The organism is Acinetobacter sp. F9 (genome assembly GCF_019195275.1).
Lineage (GTDB): Bacteria > Pseudomonadota > Gammaproteobacteria > Pseudomonadales > Moraxellaceae > Acinetobacter > Acinetobacter pseudolwoffii.
In genome coordinates this window covers 533,385-550,793 of sequence record NZ_CP078068.1, presented here as the reverse complement: position 1 = coordinate 550,793, position 17,409 = coordinate 533,385, and the positions used below count along the sequence as shown (strand labels likewise).

The following is a 17,409-nucleotide window of genomic DNA, read 5'->3' as shown; positions in this document are numbered from 1 at the left end:
GTGATTTAATTGAGTATTAAAAGTACAGTTTTTAGCAGGCAGATCGACTTTGTATTAGAATCCATCAGGATAAAAAAGAAAAGCGGAAAAAGTTCGGCAAAGTAGAGGCAATCCGGCTAAAATGTTCAGCCTGAAATTGGTGATGATGAAAAGATGATAGGGCATCAGCGTGACATACTGGCAACATTAGGAATTGATCTCTGGATTCCTAGGGACAGCGCATGTCAGCCACATCAGGTCTCGATCTGGCGTGATCAGGCTGCACCAGAATTTCACAGTGACATTGTCTTGCCTCAGTCCAAGCAGCCCGAGGTATTTACAGATCTATCAATTCCTGAGCCGGTTATTCAGCCCGAAGCTGAAGTCATGCCTGTGGTATCAGTGCCCACGCCAGTACTGGTTCAGGAACAGCGTGAAATCATACAAATTCTGCCATTTAGTTTGCAGATTTTAAGTCTGGCCCATTGCAGTATTGTGATTGATGCGACTGCAATGACTGAAGAAACCCAGAATTTATGGACGAATATCCAGCGTGCAGTGGTCAGCGAGTTTTGTGAGCTGAACTGGCCATTTCCTTGGGCCAATGTTCAGGATGGGCGCGGTGTGGACTCTTATATTCAGGGTTTTCTCGATGGGATGAGTGCCGAGAAAAATATTATTTTTTTGGGAACTGTACCTTATATTTCAAATAGTAAAATAATCCAGTTGGCTTCTTTACAGGAAATGCTAGATCAGCCAATTCTGAAAAAACGTTTATGGCAGTTTATGCAAAATAGGTCTGCCAGCTTGAAATAATATGAGTTTGGAATAAAAAATATGAAACAAAAAGTGGTTGTATTTAGTCAGATCGATGCTGATATTCAAAATAAACTTGAACAACATTATGATGTCGCTTATATACAACCCAAGTTAGGCGATGTGAACCGGCAGCTTTTGCAGGAGGTTCAGGATGCCGATGGCATGATTGGTGCAGGTCGATTGCTGAATCGTGACAATCTGGTGACTGCCACCCGGCTTAAAGTCATTTCTAGTGTCAGTGTCGGTTATGACAACTATGAACTTGATTATTTAAATGAAAAAAATATCTATCTCAGCCATACCCCGCATGTACTGACTGAAACCACGGCAGATCTGGCTTTTACATTGTTGATGTCTGCGGCACGTAAAGTGGCTTATCTGGATCACTGGACCAAACAAGGACAATGGCAGCGTACTGTCGGTGAAGCACAATTTGGTCTGGATATTTTTGGAAAAACTTTAGGTATTATCGGTCTGGGTCATATTGGAGCTGCAGTTGCACGTCGTGGTTTTTATGGTTTCAATATGAATATTCTGTACCATAATCGCCGTGAAAAACCAGAATTGGCCCAAGGCCTGAATGCACAGTATTCTGACTTAGATGAACTATTACAGCGTTCCGACTTTGTCGTTATTGCGGTTGACTTAAATGCTGATTCTAAAGCGCTGATTGCAGCGGCTGAGTTGGAAAAAATGCAACCACATGCGGTATTGGTGAATATTTCACGTGGCTCAGTCATTGATGAGCAGGCTTTAATTGACGCTTTAAAAGCCAAGCAGATTTTTGCTGCCGGTCTCGATGTCTATCAGAAAGAACCTTTAAAAGAATCTGAATTATTTCAGTTGGACAATGTGGTTACATTGCCACATTTGGGTTCTGCGACGGCTGCAACCCGTAAAAAAATGGCCGAATTGGCCTATCAGAATCTGGTGGATGCTTTAGAAGGGCGAGTGCCACGCTATGTGGTTAATCCTGAGTTTCAATAATATTAAATAACATTTTCTTGCGTATATGCCCATTTTTCAATGCTATATTCAAGGCAGCTTAGAACAATAGATTTAGAGATTTTTCATTGAAACGATTGGCGTTGGCGTGTGGCTTAACGATGTGCATGGTGACAGGGCATAGCTCTAGCCATGATTTTAATCAAGCGACTGCACACTTTTCTGTGCCTGATATTGGTACAGGCGTGGGTTTACTCGATCAGCAAAAAGAAAGAATGATCGGTGAAAAAGTCTATCGCGAAGTGCATAAGCAAATGCCAGTCATGCAGAATCCATGGCTGGAAGACCAGCTGCTGTCGGTATTTTCTCATATTCTCAGTCAGACTCAGTTACAACAGCCCATTGGTTTGCTGGTGATTAATGATCCACAAATTAATGCTTTTGCTGTGCCGGGAGGGCTGTTTGCTCTTAATGCTGGTTTAATCAATTCAGCCCGAAATATGGATGAAGTGGCGGGGGTGATGGCGCATGAAATTGCACATGTCACACAACGTCATTACAGTCGCTCTCAAGATGCTTTTAAGGGGCAGGGTTTGCTGGCATTGGCCGGAATTTTGGTCGGGGCGTTGGTGGCCTCTCAGGCGGATGGTGATGCGGGTGCTGCGGTGATGATGGGTTCGCAAGCCGCGTTGATGGATAAACAGCTGACTTATAGTCGTAATCAGGAGCGTGAAGCAGACCGAATTGGCATGCAATACATGTATCGTTCCGGCTATAACCCGCATAGTATGGCAGACTTCTTCGAAGTCATGCATCGCTCGACCAGTCGCTTAAGCTTCCTGCCGGATTTCTGGTTTACCCATCCACTGACGACTGAGCGTATGAGTGAAGCGCGTTTACGTGCCAATCAACTGCCTACGGTCAAACCTAAGCTGAATGATCCGGACTTTGAGATTATCAAATGGTATAGCAGGGTGCTGTCTCGCCAGACCAGTGAGGAACAGCTCAGTTTGATGAATCGGCAGAATAATTTTGCCGGTCAGCTTGCTTTGGCTGCCTACCAGATACAGCAAAGTGATTTTCAGGCCGCACAGGCTGCTTTAGATCAGGCGAAAAAGCATAACCAGATGCATCCTTTATTGGTCTTGTTTCAGACTGATATTTACTTAGGTCGGAACCAGTTGAATGCAGCGCTGAAAAGTGTGGCTTCGGCAGCGCGGATCATGCCGGAAAATCGTGCGCTCAATTATAAATATGCAGAAGTCTTGATTCGTGCCCAGCAACCTGATCAAGCTAAACAAATTGTACAAAAGTTTTTGAATGCCAATTCCCGCGATGTGAGCGGCTGGCGACTGATGCAACTGGCGACCAATGCAGAGCCTGCATCGGCAATCAAGGCCGCCAATGTGCTGCGTTATCGTGCAGAAGTAGAATACTGGTCCGGTTATGAAGAAACCGCCATCAAGTCATTATTACATGCACAGCGTACAGTGAAAAATAATCAATCTTTATCGGCAACCATTAACCAACGCCTGAAACAGATGCAGCAGGCACGTCAATATAAAATTTAAGCCTTAGTCAGGTTTTAAGCTTTTTATATCAGGATGATATGGTCAGGATATACTGAATCGGGCTACAATCTTTTTTTAATGATCAGTGCGATTAAATCTGAAGCATGCTATGAAGAAAATATTATTGGGCATCTGTCTATTGGGGTGGAGTTATGCGGTATTTGCTGCGAGTGCTGTTGAGTATGTAGACGCGGTAGAGCGTATTAATGCTGACTATAAAAAGGAATCGCGTCAATTCTTGGGTGGTTTGAATCCGCAGCAACAAGGTTTTAGCGCAGCACAGAATTCACATTTTTGTAGTATTGTGCAACGTTATGCCGATCGCTTATATCAGGCGGCTGACCAAAATCGTGCCTATCTGGATCGTCAATTTCAGAAGATAACTAAACAGGATGTGATTATAGAAGTGAAATCTTCAAAAGAGATGCAATTGCTGAAACGTTATCAGGTTGACTGTTATTTGCAATAAGAATACGTTAAGAACTGTCTTTTATAAAAAGTCAGTTCAACGTTAAAGATCGAATATTAGAGAAGTGGGATTAAGCAAGTTTCGCTTTAATTTTAGCTGAAACTTGTGCAGGATCGGCGCGCCCGGCTATGAGCGGACGCAGAGAATTCATCACCTTACCCATATCTTTCATGCTAGTAGCTTCTTGCGCTGCAATCGTTTGCGCAATGATGGAATCAAGTTCTTCCTCAGTCATAGCTTCTGGTAGAAATTGAGATAACACCTCAACCTCGGCTTGTTCCTTACTAGCTAAATCTTCTCGACCAGCACCATCAAAGGCCTTGATCGATTCTTTACGTTGTTTAATTTGTTTTTCAATGACCGCAAGAACTTGAGCGTCGTCAAGTTCTTTGCGCTCATCGACTTCGATTTGCTTAATTGCCGCCTGTAGACCACGTATGACCGTCAGCTTGGACATTTCTTTGGCACGCATTGTTGCTTTCAAAACATCCATGATTTGGTCTTTTAAAGTCGTCATTATTTAATCCAGGCAGTCAATCACAAATTAATCTTAGTAAAGGCGAGTCGTACGTACTGATTCACGCGCCAATTTCTTTTGGTAGCGTTTAACAGCAGCAGCTTTTTTGCGCTTACGTTCTTGAGTTGGTTTCTCGTAGAATTCACGCTTACGTACGTCAGCTAGAACACCCGCTTTTTCGCATGAACGTTTGAAACGACGGATAGCTACGTCTACTGGTTCGCCTTCTTTCAATTTAACTTGTGGCATGAAGAATCCTCATAAAGTTATGGATAAGATCGCAGGCCGAATGCCTGTGATCACAAGTGAAGGTCAGTATTTTACTCATTTACATCTCATACCACAAGCATATAATAGTGACTGCAATAGAATTGATACAGGTTATAGGCAGTTTAATGATCGTTTTAGGCTTGGAAACGTCGTGTGATGAAACAGGACTTGCGCTGTATGACAGCGAGTTGGGTTTACGCGGGCAGGTGCTTTATAGCCAGATTAAACTGCATGCAGAATATGGCGGTGTGGTTCCAGAGCTGGCGTCACGTGATCATGTGCGTAAACTAATTCCATTAATGAATGAATTATTGGAGCAAACTGACGTCAAAAAATCGGAAATTGATGCCATTGCATATACGCGTGGGCCAGGTTTAATGGGCGCATTAATGACAGGTGCGTTGTTTGGTCGAACTTTGGCCTTTGCACTGAACAAACCGGCAATTGGTGTTCATCATATGGAAGGGCATATGCTTGCACCATTATTGTCTGAAACAGCGCCAGAATTTCCATTTGTGGCGCTGTTGGTCTCTGGTGGGCATTCACAGCTGATGGCAGCCTATGGCATTGGCCAGTATGAATTGCTGGGTGAATCGATTGATGATGCAGCCGGAGAAGCATTCGATAAAGTGGCGAAAATGATGGGTCTGCCCTATCCAGGTGGGCCAAACATTTCCAAACTGGCTGAACAAGGCAATCCTGCTGCTTTTGCTTTCCCACGTCCAATGCTCCATCAAGGGCTGGAATTCTCATTTAGCGGTTTAAAAACTGCTGTATCTGTACAAATGAAAAAACTGGGTGATGAAAACCGTGATGCAGATATTGCAGCAAGTTTTCAGGAAGCCATTGTCGATACCTTGGTGAAAAAGTCAGTTAAAGCATTGAAACAGACGGGCTTGAAGCGCTTAGTGATTGCCGGTGGTGTCAGTGCCAACAAACGCTTACGTGAGCGTTTAGAAGCAGATTTAGCCAAAATTAAAGCGACTGTTTATTATGCAGAACCGGCACTCTGTACTGATAATGGCGCGATGATTGCCTTTGCCGGTTATCAGCGTTTAAAAGCAGGCCAACAGGAGGGCTTGGCGGTGACGACGACACCACGTTGGCCAATGACGGAATTAACCAATCCTGCGGAAGTATAAATTCAGCTTGACAGAAAGAGGCTTAGGCCTCTTTTTTTATGGTTAATTCTTTAATGAAAACTTATGAAACGATGTGTTGTGAATATTTATTTTTATAGCTGTTATAAGATAAATACACGCTATTAAATACAGAAAAATAGTTTAATACTTCCAATTTTATATCACTCATATTTTGGCAAATGTGGAGCAGGGGTTACTTCGGATGGAGAATATAAATTTTAAAAGTTTTCAGGATGCTGGGCAGGCAGTATTAAAGTTTCTGCATCAGCATTTTGGCTTTAATTTATGGATGATCACCCGAGTAGAAGCTAAGGACTGGATTGTGCTGCAAAGTGAAGATCATGGCTACAATGTACAAGCTGGACAGGTTTTTCAATGGGCCGACTCTTTCTGTTCTCATATGGTGGCAGGTAAAGCACCTAAAATTGCCCCTCGTTCTGAAGATATTCCGCTTTATGCGACTGCACCGATTAACCAGCAGGTGAGTATCAAGGCTTATATTGGTCAGCCTTTAATCAATGAAGATGGTAGTCTGTTTGGAACACTGTGTGCGATTGATCCGGAAATCAAATCCGAAGCGATTCTTCAGGATATGGGAATGGTCGAGTTATTTGGTCAACTACTGAGTTCGATTTTGCAGGCGGAACTGCGTCAAAGCGAGCAGATCAGACAACATGAATTATTGCAGGAAGAAGCCAGTAAAGATGAGTTAACTGGATTATATAACCGGCGTGCCTGGAAAAAACTGTTACGGGCAGAAGAAGAGCGCTGCAAACGGTATGGTCATCCTGCTGCTGTATTATTTATTGACCTGAATGACCTCAAAAAAGTTAATGACAGCCTAGGGCATGATGAAGGGGATAAGCTGCTTCAGAAAGCGGCTCAGGTGCTCCGGGAAAATGTACGGATTAATGATATTATCGCCCGTCTGGGTGGAGATGAGTTCGTAATTCTGAGCATTGAAAATGATGAGTCTAGTAATGTGAGTCTGCTTGAACGTTTGATCGAAGCGTTTAGCACGGCAAACATCGGAGCAGCAATTGGTATGGCAATGCGCCATCCAGCGCATGGTTTATTTGAAGCACTCGCACAAGCGGATAGGAATATGTTTGAGTATAAACGTCTGAATAAAGCAACATAATTTTTCAAGATATTGAAATATAATGGGTAAAATTATTTTTTAGATTGTAAACGGGTTAAATAGAGTAATAAAAACACAGCCATTTATGGCTATATAAATAGCCCAACATCAAAATTATTGTTCTCTTTGTTGTTAGGCTATAAGTATTTATTTGAATAGGCCTTGGCTTAAATTGTTAAGCATGCCATTCATGACTGCCATGCTGGCATTGGTACAGTTTTCTACAAACTTATCTTTTAGTTCTTTGTTTTTGCGGGCTTCAATCTCACACTTTTGTACGACTTTTTGTGCTTCTTCAAGATGTTCAGCATAATATTCTTGTGTCTTAACTTGGCTGCATGCTGTCATTAGTGTTATCACGCAAGTGATTAATAATGTTGTTTGGATTTTCATTGCCTAAACCGTTAATTTAAATATAAAAAATGAAAAGCTAGTCTAAAGTAAAAGTTGCTTAAAAAAAACAATCCTTTACACTAAAGTCTAGCTTTTTAAGTATATTTAAATAATTGTAATACATTGTTTTTTTATATATTTAACAACACAATTACTTTTTCCGGAAAATCGCTTTTCTAGGGGGATGATACATTTTAATGGTTTGCCATATAGAGCTGATTTTAACGCTTAGTTTACAAATATGATGCATTTTATTACAGATAATGTTTCTTATTTATTCGACTAAAAAATTACTCAAGCCTAAGACTGATCAGCAAGAACAGCAGGCTAGCCGCTCATTTTTTCATGATCTATGTCATTTAATATTTACATTAAATTTACAGAAATAACAGTTCCTTTAATGAATGATGAAACGTGCCAAACAGAAGCAGTGCCAAGAAAAAATATCAATCGGCAGTTATAGCGTTTGGCTGTTCACTTTTGAGATGGTTAATCTTTAGTAATAATCAAATAAAAATGCATAGAAATTTAGGGAATAAATTTTATGAAAAAGCCGATTTCTCTATTCGGATTCGCTGTTGTCTCGGGTTTACTTAGTGCCTGTGGCGGCGCAAGCGGCAGTGATTCAGATCGTGCTGCAGTGACCACGCCTCCAAATGTTCCTAAGGAAAGCATTTCCCCTGAACTTTCAAAAGAGTTTATCCCTTTTGAAAATCAGAAAATCTTAGATAAAATTCGCGATAAAATTTCTGGAAATAGCAGTAATGATACCGACTATAACGTTGCCTTGGGTCACATGATTGGTGAGGTATTTGGAGATTATCCCTATGGCCGCACTGGCCGTATCATCAAGATCTATAATCTGGGTATAAACAGTATTAAATATCCAAATCTGATCTGTTCGGAAGTAAATACCAATAGTGCGGTTAAGACGCTGAAATTAAAAGACAATAAAGACAATTGTGTGGTTCTGGATAAAACCTATCGTAAAGGTTCGAGCATCACTCAGACCGTAAATGGCGACACTACCACTTTAACTTTCACCAATGTCCGCTATGGCTCAAATGTAGATTTTAATCTCAAGGATGATTATCTGATTTCTGGCACGATTGTGCATCGTAAAAGTAAAGATGCATTAGGGCAATCCGAGTTTTATCAAATCGATCAATTAGAATTTCAGCGTATAGCAGAGACGGATCAGGCCGGCGCTTCGGGTGCGGAATTTAACAGCAAGAGTAAGGAGTATTTGCAGGTAAGAAATTATCGTTATAGCCTAGTCGATGATTATGGTCGTGAGAGCAAAGGTATCCGTACCTTAAGCAGTCGTGGCACGATTATCGGTCAGCCTGCTCTGGCAGATTATCGTTACAGTTTTGACTTTGATACCACCACACCATTCAAGATGGATGAAACTGTATTAAATAATTATAAGCATTTGCCAAAAGAGGGTGTACTGAAAATTACTGACCGTTATGATCAGGTGATTGAAGTGAAACAGAATCAGCCTGAATCGTTAAAGGCCACCGTTTATTTTAATGGTAGCGAGATTGATGACTTGTTCTGGTCTACGATTATTGGTGATAAAAACTAAGATTGAGGTGAGTAAGAAGCTCCGTACTGGCGGAGCTTTTTATTTTTTGAGTAGTAATAATTTACAAAGAGTTTAACTGCTGCGACCCAATCCAGTGCTTGGAAAACTGATACGCGGCACGTCCCGAACGTTGACCGCGTGCCTGACACCAGCGCAAGGCTTCGGCTCGGGTTTCCGGGGTCAATTCCATCTCAGCTTTTTTAAGATAATGCTCTACAATTTCCAGATATAAATTCTGATCCATTGGATAAAAAGACAGCCATAAGCCGAAACGGTCAGATAGCGAAATCTTCTCTTCAATTGCTTCCTGAGGATGTAGCTCAGTATATTGCGGAACATCGACCCGGGTGACAGGCGTATTTTCATGCATAAATTCTGGCAGTAAATGGCGGCGGTTACTGGTCGCATAAATCACAAAATTACTCGAACCCGATTGCAATGAACCATCTAATACACTTTTTAAACTGCGATAATTTTCATCTTCTGCATTAAAGGCCAGATCATCACAATAGACAATAAACTTTTCAGGACGGTCTGCAATCAGTTTCTGAATTTCCGGAAGTTCTGACAAGTCATCGCGTTCAATCTCAATCAGGCGTAAACCTTGCGCTGCGTATTCGGTCAGCAGAGCACGAACGATAGAGGATTTACCGGTACCACGCGAACCAGTCAGCAAGACATCATTGGCAGGCAAGCCATTTAAGAACTGTAAAGTATTCTGGATGACTTTTTCTTTTTGTCGCTCAATCCCTTTTAAATCGGCCAGTTCCATCTGTCTAAGCTGATGAATGGGCTTGAGTTCACCCTGTTGCCATTTATAGGCATGTGCAGAAAAATCAGGAGCATGTTTCAGCTCGGGTAGGCTTTGCTGAAGTTGCAGCAGAACAGTCGAAAGGGTATTCAAGATATTGTCAGGTAACTCAATTTTCGCCATGATCTCAGCATTACAGATTTAAAATTATGTCTAGGATACTATCACCCTAAAATTCACAGTCAAAGCCTGAAAAGTGTGATAATTTGCTTAAAGCAGAGAATTTTCGCTATTGTTGTTATGAACAGATCGGTGCATATTTTCTACGCAGTGCAAGATGAATGAAAAATACAATATAGGGAAGAAGGCAGATGCTGTTTAAAGATTTTACTCAGGACATTAATCCACATCAGGCCTATCGTATTAAAAAACTCAAGCAGCAGCTGCAACAAGCTGAGTCCTATGAGGAATGGAAATATATTGCGCTAAAAATAGATGAAGAATCCGGGGCGCAAGAATGGAAATTCGACAATAGTTCTCCCTATTTTGATGCAGAAGTTATTGCGCATCGTTTGGGTAAATTAAGACGCTATAGACAACAGAAACGTACCCACGACCTGATGTATATTCTGCGCGAAGGTCTAAGCTACGATATCGCCAATATTGCCCATCCTTTATTGTTCACCGAAGCCTATGTCGGCACCAAAAGAATTATTGAAGATTATGTGGAGCAGGTTAGTCAGGGGCTGGCACATATCGCTTCAACAGACTGTAGCTGTTTAAATATTGAAGAAAAAATTGAATTTTTTAAAGGCTGTCAGCGTGCCTATGGTCAGCCGGCCCTGATGTTTTCCGGTGGCTCGACCTTGGGTCTGTTTCATACCGGCGTTTGTAAGGCTCTGATGGGGCAGGATTTATTGCCAAAGGTCATGTCAGGTTCTAGTGCAGGTGCCATCATGACGGCAATGTTGGGTGTATCCAAACCCTCGCAGTATGTCGATCTTTTGAAGGGGCATAATTTTTTTCATGAGGCTTTTCATTTCCGAACCATGGGTGAATTGCTGAAAGGCAATGGAGGTCTGGCAGATGTCAAATACCTGAAAAAATTTCTGGTCGAAAATTTAGGTGATCTGACCTTTGAAGAAGCACTCAAAACCTCAGGTCTGCATATCAATATTGCTGTTGCCCCCTATGATTCGGCGCAGGATGCCCGTATTTTAAATGCCTATACTTCTCCGGATGTGCTGGTCTGGAGTGCGGTATTGGCCTCTTGTGCAGTCCCTATTCTGTTTCCGCCAGTACGCCTGACCAGTAAGCGTTATGATGGTGAATATACCCCTTATATGGGAGCAACACGTTGGGTCGATGGCAGTGTACGCAGTGATTTCCCGCAGGAAAAAATGGCCCGGTTATACAATATCAATTACACCATTGCCAGCCAGGTCAATCCGCATATCGTGCCATTTATGCAAGATGATGTTGCACGTTTCCGCAAAGGTACCTTAAGCTGGCCACAACGGATTGTACGCCGTCAGGGTGCGGTGATTACCAAAGGAATGATGGATTTTGCCCGGGAACATGCCGGAAGCTTGCCACCTGTACGCCGTATACTCGATCACGGCTATGGGGTGGTCGATCAGCGTTATTATGGCGATGTGAATATTGTCGGTAAATATAGCCTGCGCCACTATAGCTATATGCTGCAAAATCCACGGCCCTATCTCTTTAAAATCTTGCAGCGCGAAGGCGAACGGGCCACTTGGCCAAAAATTTCCTTAATTGAGACTCAGGAACGGGTGGGGAAAACTATTCAGCATTGTCTGGAGCTGCTAAATTATCAATATACTGCTGATCCAAAGCCTGAATATATTGCAACCACTTAATTTAGATCATCTTGATACTTTCGATTTTCAACCAAGAACCAAAACCCGCAGTCTGAGTTTTGGCCGACGCCTGTATTATGCTGCGGGTCAGCCCGCATTCTGGCTAAAAACTCAAGTGTCGACTAAATCTGACAGCTCAATATCATCTCCGCATGCAAAGCTGGGCTTGCAGCAGGAGCTGAATTTTTATCAAACGCATAGCCGTTCGAGTGATCTGAACTTTTTCCTTCCGCATCAAATCATTCAACAGCCATTCACCATTCAACATGAACAATTTGAGCAGGCTTTGATTCTGGTCGATGCACCAGCACATTTTCAGATCATGCCAGATCAACTTTCTGTAACGCAGATTCGACAACATTTGCTGCAAGCGGTAGAACCTTTAATCTGCCTGCAACAGCTGGGTTATTTGCATGCGGATTTAAAGCGGGAGCATTTTGTTGATGATCAGGGTAGGGTATGTCTACTTGATTTTGAACACGTCCAGCCTCTGGATCAGCTTGAAGTTCATAAGCTTAATGCGACACCACGTTATATGGCACCGGAATTATTCCAAGGAAAAGCCAAAAGCTTGCAGAGCGAAGTTTATGCTTTGGGCGTGATTTTTTATGAATGGCTGAGTGGACAGCGCTTGCAGGCAACTGACTATCTGGATTGGGCGTTTTTACATTGTCAGCGCCTAAAAGTTGAGTTGCCTGAACAAATTCAGATTTTTGAAAAGTTGTTAGCGCTGATGCTAGGCAAGCAAAAACAGCATCGGTTGGCAGATTTTAAAGCGGTTAAACACTACTTAGTGACTGAAATCGAATGAGAAAAATACAATAAAATCGGGATTGTTTCTTATTTAATCAAACGAGTGTTTTTTTCTTATAAACGGCTTGTCAGCTGGAAATGATCTCTATATTATACACAGCCATTGGGGACGTGGCGAAATTGGTAGACGCACTGGATTTAGGTTCCAGCGCCGCGAGGTGTGAGAGTTCGAGTCTCTCCGTCCCCACCAATTTACTTGAGTAATTGAGTAAACTGGCCGAGTAGAGGATTGGTGTAATGGTAGCATGACGGTCTCCAAAACCGTTCGTCAAGGTTCGAGTCCTTGATCCTCTGCCAAAGTTTGAAAAATCCAACGCTAAGTTGGTACCCCGATGGGGACGTGGCGAAATTGGTAGACGCACTGGATTTAGGTTCCAGCGCCGCGAGGTGTGAGAGTTCGAGTCTCTCCGTCCCCACCATCATATTAAAGCAAGGCTGGTGCCTTGCTTTTTTATTGCCTGAAATTTATACCAGCTTTTTTAAGCTGTAAAATTTTGCTGTCTTTTACGCATAGGTTTAGTCTGTTGAAGAGCGTTAGAAAACGGGTCAATGCTCAGGAAAGGGCAGAGCTTCAGGAAACTTTGTTTTATTAGATGCAATAATTGATATTATCCAAGTCAGCTAAAGTCTAAATTGGAATATGTGATTCTCCTGTGGTGCGTATTGATCTTATCTGTTTCGATGAAACTAGGCGACAACAGTGCAAATAGGTCAGTATTTACGCAATACTGAATTAATTGCTTAAATTTTGATATAAAAGTATTTTCCTGCTACAGAATTGCTTGTGAATCGGGTCTGATCGCTATAATATACACAGCCATGGGGATATGGCGGAATTGGTAGACGCACTGTGTTCAGGTCGCAGCGCCTTCTGGGCGTGAGAGTTCGAGTCTCTCTATCCCCACCATACATTATATAAAATCAATAACTTATAACTCTTTGGTGCAGATTTGGTGCAACCCTTACTCTTAAGAGTTGCTTCTCGGTCTTCCGGTTTTCTTAGATTTAGCCATTTTTTCAATATCTGATCGATTCCATCGAGAGCGCTGTCCATCTTTCGACACACGCTTTGGCATTTTACCATCACGATCAAGCTTTCTCACATATTCCGCTGAATAACCCAAAATTTTTGCTGCTTCAGCAGTATTTAATGTCAAAGGCTTTTTATCGACAATTTCTTCCAGGCGCTCGACCTTCTCAACCAGATATTGATTCTGAGATTTAAGATCTTCAAACATTTCAAAAATTTGAGGCATCCATCGGCTTGAGCTAACTTCCATTATCCACCTCCAATCTTTTACCTGCTTTGATTTCTGCATCGGTGGCGTGGCGAATCTTGTTGTAATCAAGATATGGTATATTTCCATCATTCGCATAAAAAACACCAAACAACCCATCAATTACAAATCTATCCCCAACCTCAAAAATATTGTGCTGGCGACGATTTTCTAATGCAGCCTTTTCTCTTAGCTGCTGCATCAAGAGTTGGTTTTCTTCCCAACTAATTCCAATTTGATCAGGACTTCTCACGACACCTCCTCCAAACTCTTCACCACACCACTCGGCAACTTGCTCAAATAGCAGGTGAACAGGTGATACAACTTATCCGCATTACTTTCATCTACCGTGATAATCCCACCAGTACCAGACTTAACACGCTGTCTTGACCAACCTCGCATGTGATATGTGAACTCATTGTCAAAATCCACCGCGTTTAAAATCGCATTGAATGAGCCAACATCACCGGCAGACCATGTTTCATTGTATGGCTTGTCTTTGGACACGAGGTTATCGACCTGGAGCTGGGCGAACTGTACGTTGGTTAATTGAATTTCAGTCATCACGCCACCTCGCCAAACGGCTTATATTTCTTAAATTCTTCAAACAATTGAGTCGCTGGCTTGTTCAATCGGCCAGTGCCTGCAATCACCACATCACGCGGAAAGTTCTTATTCACCACTTCACAAAAGAAGCGAACGCCATGCTGATTGACCGTTGCTCTGTAGCCAATACTAAGCAGCCAGATAATGAATGCTTCAGTCATGAGAGGGTGGATTAGAGTTGGTTTTTTCATGCTGCCGCCTCCTTTGGATTTAGCTCACAAATGATCTGGTCAACTTTTTGATTAAACCGAATCACTGACTGCTCAATGCCTGCGATATCCAAATCCTCTGCATTCACACGAATAACCACTAACTGCAAATGCTCAGGCAGGCGAGGGTCATAACTCACAAAGTCACACCACTTGCGACGAGTACAGGCCAATTGCCAGGTGATCTGCGGAACATATTCAGCAGGTACTTCTTTGGTCAAAATGGTATTCAAGTGAGTTTGAGAGCCTGGACACTTCACTTCCAACTGCCCATCTTGATCAACCAGGCCGTCAGGACTTGCGCCACTCATTTTGATAGCCGGGTGATCAATCAGGCCTGTACCAACTACAAAATTACCGGTTTCATTTTCATAGGCTGCAATCGCATAAGGCTCTTGATCAATGCCCCATTGCATTGCTGAGTTGGTAAAGGATTCCTCCTGAACGCCAGTTAGGCGCTCAGTCAGAATAGTTAAGGTTAAAGCGTTATATGCTTTGCCAGTCTTAGGCTTAGCACTGATATCTTTGACACGGCTTGCTGTGACTTTTCCGCATCGATCAGCGTGCCAATCTTCACTACGCTGGAGAATGGTCATAAACTTCTCCTTGGCGTGTTAATGCTTGGTCTGCGAGTTCTGCGACTTGTTTTAAGCTTACCGAATGAGTGGTCCAGAAATGCTTTTTGCAATCACCTTTAGGTAAGGCGATATAAGCCTCCTGAAGTCGATTTGATCCGTATTGAGCCTCATTTTGAAGATGAGATAAAAACTCATCCTCAAATTCTTGATAGTCAGCGGGCACCGAACTCCCAATTGCTTTTTGAGTGTCAGTAAACAGTTCAGATCCACCGACCGTAATTTCCTTGCCCTGCATTTCTTCGACTGTGTATTCGTTTCCAATCTCCTCTGGAAAGGCTTTGCGCAAAGCACCAGCTTCAGCACATTTAGCCAATTGGCCGCGTTTGCGCTTAGTCCACATTGAGTTCAGACCGCCATCCTTAACAGTGGCGCATGCTTCTTCAAAATATTCGGTGTGGCAGAACGGAACCTTGTCACCATGGATGATCCGGTACACAGTCACGGTGCATGACTCTGGAACCGTGTGCACAACATTGCCAAACTTAATATCAACCATTGGGCCAAATACTGGTGCATCTTGACCTGCATACTGGTTGGTACGTGTTGCGGTAATTCGATGCTCAGTGATAGACGGCATAATCACATCACGCCATTGTGATTGACCCGTTTTAGAGTCCTTCACACTCATTGGTACGATATGGCAAGGCTTCTTCATGATGTCGAGGTTACGTGCTTTCGCATACTCAACCGCCATGATGATCGACTCAGGTTTAGCACCTGGAAAGATCGAAGATGTAAGGGCAGACCACATCGACTCATCAAGGTCATAATCTTTGATTGATAAGCCTAATTGGCTTTCAACTTGAGCTACTGCATTCATATTCTTATTCCTTAAAACGGCATTGGATTATTTGGGTTGGTTGTATCGATATAGGTGACAGTAATTTCACCTTGTGCGACTTCTTCAACCAGCAGCTTGAAATAAGCCATTGCCTCAACCAGTGTTCTTTCGTTAGCTTGAGCAGGGCGACGAATCAAAGTATCTATTGCTTCGAGCAGCTTTCTTTTTTGAGAAACTTCCATCTCAAACCACCTCTTCAAATAGTTGTTCCGCGTACTCAGCAACAAGACGATTCAATTCCCGAATCTGCTCATCCGTCAGCGCAAATGTCTGACCTTCTTCAGCTTCAAAATTCCAAACATCCAGCAAAGTCACAGGCGTATCTTTCACCACCAACCAAGAGTCAATATCCACTGGCTCGGCATATCGCATGTCACCATTCGGACTACGCATTTGCGTCATCGTGTGAGGTAACACAGCCATTGAACAATCAGCCGTTGCCCACAGGTTTTCACCAATCTGGCGATATAAACCAAACGTCAGCACGTTATCTTCAATCGAAATATCAGAATCAACCTTGAAGCTTGGCAGGTCTGAAAAGTACAAATCACGGGTGAAATCTTCATTCACCTTGCAGTCAGTTACCTTGGTGCTATGACCATCACGGCATAGGAATAAAGACTGGTTTCCGATGTGGTCGATAGGACGCATTGCCGCACCACATCCACAGAATTGAGCTATTGAGTTCATTTAACACCCCCAGCAACCGCAGCATTAATCTTTTCAATCTCATAACGATCAACATAGGCATTAATCGTCTTGTCAAAATGCACCACGTTCAGAATGTCTAAAAACTCGACTGAGGCATCATCTAGGGCATATTCAACATAAATGCTGTAATCATTAGCTTTGACAGTAGCGATGCAGGTTTCATGGCAAGTACGTTTAAGCACTTCATATTTTTGAGCGGTGATAACCACTTGAGGATTATCATCAGCAACTTTGGCAGGCTGGAAAGCGTAAGCTACTGCTATCCCCGCGCTGATTGATGCTGCAATGAATGCAGACTTGAGAATATTGGATTTAGTTGTCATGGCTGCCTCCGAATACTTGGCGAAGGGCAGCAACGACCTGTTTGATTTCTTCTTCTGTTGACCACCAGTAAGGCGGAATTTCATCAGACTCATCAAGAATAATCTTTGAGTATTCACATGGCTCAAGGCTATTCAAAACAAACATAAATGTGTGTGGCTTGTAATCAACACCACAAGCAGGAACCTCAATTTCATTGATTGGGATGGTGCGTGGTTTTAGGCGGAATTGAGCACGATCAAGAAAAACTTTTAATACTGTATTATCAAGGATTGTTCGCCATTGCCCTGTTTGATCCATAAACTCAACATCTTCACCATCTATAAATGCTGTCGCTGCTTGCTTCTTACTAATCAACTTGCCTTCATCAACTTTTGTATTCATAATAACCTCGTTGTGTTGAAGCCCAGTTCCCCTCGAAAGTTGCTGGGCTTTTTTGTGTTTACGAGATCAATAGTAAAATAGATTTAACAAGTTGTAAAGTGATTCGGTAAAATAAATTTAACATCATTTTGATTTTAT

Annotated in this window: 23 protein-coding genes and 4 tRNA genes; 13 read left to right on the top strand and 14 right to left on the bottom strand. The window is 42.5% G+C overall.

The genetic code is table 11. The annotated features are described in order from the left end of the window. The first annotated feature begins 153 nt into the window (after positions 1-153). The 4 genes from KT990_RS02665 (at position 154) to KT990_RS02650 (ending at position 3,783) form a co-directional block, all read left to right on the top strand. Positions 154-795: a hypothetical protein gene (locus tag KT990_RS02665; protein WP_100329781.1), complete on the top strand. Its 642-nt coding sequence runs from the start codon at positions 154-156 to the stop codon at positions 793-795. Positions 796-816: 21 nt separating this feature from the next. Beyond that, the gene (locus tag KT990_RS02660) at positions 817-1,785 is read left to right on the top strand and encodes a 2-hydroxyacid dehydrogenase (RefSeq protein ID WP_218209123.1); all 969 of its coding nucleotides are present in this window, start codon (positions 817-819) and stop codon (positions 1,783-1,785) included. An 86-nt stretch (positions 1,786-1,871) separates the two neighbouring features. Beyond that, positions 1,872-3,314, top strand: coding sequence for a M48 family metalloprotease (locus KT990_RS02655; protein ID WP_218209122.1), 1,443 nt, complete (start codon positions 1,872-1,874; stop codon positions 3,312-3,314). Positions 3,315-3,423: 109 nt separating this feature from the next. Continuing rightward, entirely contained in the window at positions 3,424-3,783 is a 360-nt protein-coding gene (locus KT990_RS02650; RefSeq protein ID WP_100355077.1) for a hypothetical protein, read from the top strand. A 70-nt stretch (positions 3,784-3,853) separates the two neighbouring features. Here KT990_RS02650 and KT990_RS02645 read toward each other — a convergent pair whose 3' ends face one another. Further along, a complete protein-coding gene (locus tag KT990_RS02645) occupies positions 3,854-4,300 on the bottom strand; it encodes a GatB/YqeY domain-containing protein (RefSeq protein ID WP_218209121.1) in 447 nt (148 codons plus the stop codon). Positions 4,301-4,333: 33 nt separating this feature from the next. Then, the gene (gene rpsU, locus KT990_RS02640) at positions 4,334-4,549 is read right to left on the bottom strand and encodes a 30S ribosomal protein S21 (protein WP_001136722.1); all 216 of its coding nucleotides are present in this window, start codon (positions 4,547-4,549) and stop codon (positions 4,334-4,336) included. 146 nt (positions 4,550-4,695) lie between these two features. Here rpsU and tsaD point away from each other — a divergent pair, with 146 nt between their 5' ends. Then, complete coding sequence (gene tsaD, locus KT990_RS02635; RefSeq protein ID WP_218209120.1) at positions 4,696-5,712, top strand: tRNA (adenosine(37)-N6)-threonylcarbamoyltransferase complex transferase subunit TsaD; 1,017 nt, start codon at positions 4,696-4,698, stop codon at positions 5,710-5,712. 202 nt (positions 5,713-5,914) lie between these two features. Beyond that, positions 5,915-6,853, top strand: a complete 939-nt coding sequence (locus tag KT990_RS02630; protein WP_218209119.1) for a sensor domain-containing diguanylate cyclase — start codon at positions 5,915-5,917, stop codon at positions 6,851-6,853. 147 nt (positions 6,854-7,000) lie between these two features. Here KT990_RS02630 and KT990_RS02625 read toward each other — a convergent pair whose 3' ends face one another. Continuing rightward, the gene (locus KT990_RS02625; protein WP_180072088.1) at positions 7,001-7,246 is read right to left on the bottom strand and encodes an EexN family lipoprotein; all 246 of its coding nucleotides are present in this window, start codon (positions 7,244-7,246) and stop codon (positions 7,001-7,003) included. A 544-nt stretch (positions 7,247-7,790) separates the two neighbouring features. Between KT990_RS02625 and KT990_RS02620 the strand changes: the two genes are divergently transcribed. Next, complete coding sequence (locus KT990_RS02620) at positions 7,791-8,837, top strand: hypothetical protein (RefSeq protein WP_180077339.1); 1,047 nt, start codon at positions 7,791-7,793, stop codon at positions 8,835-8,837. Between the two features lie 61 nt (positions 8,838-8,898). Here the strand turns inward: KT990_RS02620 and KT990_RS02615 are convergent, their stop codons facing one another. Further along, the gene (locus KT990_RS02615) at positions 8,899-9,771 is read right to left on the bottom strand and encodes an ATP-binding protein (protein ID WP_100358063.1); all 873 of its coding nucleotides are present in this window, start codon (positions 9,769-9,771) and stop codon (positions 8,899-8,901) included. Positions 9,772-9,959: 188 nt separating this feature from the next. Between KT990_RS02615 and KT990_RS02610 the strand changes: the two genes are divergently transcribed. From KT990_RS02610 to KT990_RS02585, 6 genes are all read left to right on the top strand, one after another. Then, complete coding sequence (locus KT990_RS02610) at positions 9,960-11,471, top strand: DUF3336 domain-containing protein (RefSeq protein WP_218209118.1); 1,512 nt, start codon at positions 9,960-9,962, stop codon at positions 11,469-11,471. Further along, positions 11,458-12,282 (top strand): protein kinase domain-containing protein, encoded by an 825-nt coding sequence (locus tag KT990_RS02605; RefSeq protein WP_005096595.1) that lies wholly within the window; start codon positions 11,458-11,460, stop codon positions 12,280-12,282. Before KT990_RS02610 ends, KT990_RS02605 begins: the two co-directional genes overlap by 14 nt. A gap of 107 nt (positions 12,283-12,389) precedes the next feature. Further along, positions 12,390-12,474 (top strand) — tRNA-Leu (locus KT990_RS02600). 33 nt (positions 12,475-12,507) lie between these two features. Further along, a tRNA-Trp gene (locus tag KT990_RS02595) sits at positions 12,508-12,581 on the top strand. 37 nt (positions 12,582-12,618) lie between these two features. Beyond that, positions 12,619-12,703 (top strand) — tRNA-Leu (locus KT990_RS02590). A gap of 402 nt (positions 12,704-13,105) precedes the next feature. Further along, positions 13,106-13,191 (top strand) — tRNA-Leu (locus tag KT990_RS02585). A gap of 61 nt (positions 13,192-13,252) precedes the next feature. On the opposite strand, the gene KT990_RS02580 is transcribed toward KT990_RS02585, so the two are convergent. The 10 genes from KT990_RS02580 to KT990_RS02535 are packed head-to-tail and all read right to left on the bottom strand — an operon-like array spanning position 13,253 to position 17,271. Then, positions 13,253-13,564, bottom strand: a complete 312-nt coding sequence (locus tag KT990_RS02580; RefSeq protein WP_218209117.1) for a helix-turn-helix transcriptional regulator — start codon at positions 13,562-13,564, stop codon at positions 13,253-13,255. After that, positions 13,554-13,814, bottom strand: coding sequence for a hypothetical protein (locus KT990_RS02575; RefSeq protein ID WP_218209116.1), 261 nt, complete (start codon positions 13,812-13,814; stop codon positions 13,554-13,556). The genes KT990_RS02580 and KT990_RS02575 overlap by 11 nt, the downstream gene beginning before the upstream one ends. Beyond that, positions 13,811-14,125 (bottom strand): hypothetical protein, encoded by a 315-nt coding sequence (locus KT990_RS02570; protein ID WP_218209115.1) that lies wholly within the window; start codon positions 14,123-14,125, stop codon positions 13,811-13,813. Before KT990_RS02570 ends, KT990_RS02575 begins: the two co-directional genes overlap by 4 nt. Then, a complete protein-coding gene (locus tag KT990_RS02565; protein WP_218209114.1) occupies positions 14,125-14,358 on the bottom strand; it encodes a hypothetical protein in 234 nt (77 codons plus the stop codon). Before KT990_RS02565 ends, KT990_RS02570 begins: the two co-directional genes overlap by 1 nt. Beyond that, entirely contained in the window at positions 14,355-14,972 is a 618-nt protein-coding gene (locus KT990_RS02560) for a lambda exonuclease family protein (protein WP_218209113.1), read from the bottom strand. The genes KT990_RS02565 and KT990_RS02560 overlap by 4 nt, the downstream gene beginning before the upstream one ends. Then, positions 14,953-15,834: a phage recombination protein Bet gene (bet, locus tag KT990_RS02555; protein ID WP_218209112.1), complete on the bottom strand. Its 882-nt coding sequence runs from the start codon at positions 15,832-15,834 to the stop codon at positions 14,953-14,955. The genes KT990_RS02560 and bet overlap by 20 nt, the downstream gene beginning before the upstream one ends. 11 nt (positions 15,835-15,845) lie before the next feature. Next, on the bottom strand, positions 15,846-16,037 hold the full coding sequence (locus KT990_RS02550; RefSeq protein ID WP_218209111.1) for a hypothetical protein: 192 nt from the start codon (positions 16,035-16,037) through the stop codon (positions 15,846-15,848). 1 nt (position 16,038) lies between these two features. Continuing rightward, positions 16,039-16,545, bottom strand: a complete 507-nt coding sequence (locus KT990_RS02545; protein WP_218209110.1) for a hypothetical protein — start codon at positions 16,543-16,545, stop codon at positions 16,039-16,041. Next, complete coding sequence (locus KT990_RS02540) at positions 16,542-16,889, bottom strand: hypothetical protein (protein WP_218209109.1); 348 nt, start codon at positions 16,887-16,889, stop codon at positions 16,542-16,544. The genes KT990_RS02545 and KT990_RS02540 overlap by 4 nt, the downstream gene beginning before the upstream one ends. Next, on the bottom strand, positions 16,879-17,271 hold the full coding sequence (locus tag KT990_RS02535; protein ID WP_218209108.1) for a hypothetical protein: 393 nt from the start codon (positions 17,269-17,271) through the stop codon (positions 16,879-16,881). The genes KT990_RS02540 and KT990_RS02535 overlap by 11 nt, the downstream gene beginning before the upstream one ends. Between the last annotated feature and the right edge of the window lie 138 nt (positions 17,272-17,409).

What these genes read in the sequence shown, in the direction of transcription:
- KT990_RS02665 (WP_100329781.1), top strand. Translation starts at nt 154, where the DNA reads ATGATAGGGCATCAGCGTGACATACTGGCAACATTAGGAATTGATCTC.
- KT990_RS02660 (WP_218209123.1), top strand. Translation starts at nt 817, where the DNA reads ATGAAACAAAAAGTGGTTGTATTTAGTCAGATCGATGCTGATATTCAA.
- KT990_RS02650 (WP_100355077.1), top strand. Translation starts at nt 3,424, where the DNA reads ATGAAGAAAATATTATTGGGCATCTGTCTATTGGGGTGGAGTTATGCG.
- KT990_RS02645 (WP_218209121.1), bottom strand. Translation starts at nt 4,300, where the DNA reads ATGACGACTTTAAAAGACCAAATCATGGATGTTTTGAAAGCAACAATG.
- rpsU (WP_001136722.1), bottom strand. Translation starts at nt 4,549, where the DNA reads ATGCCACAAGTTAAATTGAAAGAAGGCGAACCAGTAGACGTAGCTATC.
- tsaD (WP_218209120.1), top strand. Translation starts at nt 4,696, where the DNA reads ATGATCGTTTTAGGCTTGGAAACGTCGTGTGATGAAACAGGACTTGCG.
- KT990_RS02630 (WP_218209119.1), top strand. Translation starts at nt 5,915, where the DNA reads ATGGAGAATATAAATTTTAAAAGTTTTCAGGATGCTGGGCAGGCAGTA.
- KT990_RS02625 (WP_180072088.1), bottom strand. Translation starts at nt 7,246, where the DNA reads ATGAAAATCCAAACAACATTATTAATCACTTGCGTGATAACACTAATG.
- KT990_RS02620 (WP_180077339.1), top strand. Translation starts at nt 7,791, where the DNA reads ATGAAAAAGCCGATTTCTCTATTCGGATTCGCTGTTGTCTCGGGTTTA.
- KT990_RS02615 (WP_100358063.1), bottom strand. Translation starts at nt 9,771, where the DNA reads ATGGCGAAAATTGAGTTACCTGACAATATCTTGAATACCCTTTCGACT.
- KT990_RS02610 (WP_218209118.1), top strand. Translation starts at nt 9,960, where the DNA reads ATGCTGTTTAAAGATTTTACTCAGGACATTAATCCACATCAGGCCTAT.
- KT990_RS02580 (WP_218209117.1), bottom strand. Translation starts at nt 13,564, where the DNA reads ATGGAAGTTAGCTCAAGCCGATGGATGCCTCAAATTTTTGAAATGTTT.
- KT990_RS02570 (WP_218209115.1), bottom strand. Translation starts at nt 14,125, where the DNA reads ATGACTGAAATTCAATTAACCAACGTACAGTTCGCCCAGCTCCAGGTC.
- KT990_RS02565 (WP_218209114.1), bottom strand. Translation starts at nt 14,358, where the DNA reads ATGAAAAAACCAACTCTAATCCACCCTCTCATGACTGAAGCATTCATT.
- KT990_RS02560 (WP_218209113.1), bottom strand. Translation starts at nt 14,972, where the DNA reads ATGACCATTCTCCAGCGTAGTGAAGATTGGCACGCTGATCGATGCGGA.
- bet (WP_218209112.1), bottom strand. Translation starts at nt 15,834, where the DNA reads ATGAATGCAGTAGCTCAAGTTGAAAGCCAATTAGGCTTATCAATCAAA.
- KT990_RS02550 (WP_218209111.1), bottom strand. Translation starts at nt 16,037, where the DNA reads ATGGAAGTTTCTCAAAAAAGAAAGCTGCTCGAAGCAATAGATACTTTG.
- KT990_RS02545 (WP_218209110.1), bottom strand. Translation starts at nt 16,545, where the DNA reads ATGAACTCAATAGCTCAATTCTGTGGATGTGGTGCGGCAATGCGTCCT.
- KT990_RS02540 (WP_218209109.1), bottom strand. Translation starts at nt 16,889, where the DNA reads ATGACAACTAAATCCAATATTCTCAAGTCTGCATTCATTGCAGCATCA.
- KT990_RS02535 (WP_218209108.1), bottom strand. Translation starts at nt 17,271, where the DNA reads ATGAATACAAAAGTTGATGAAGGCAAGTTGATTAGTAAGAAGCAAGCA.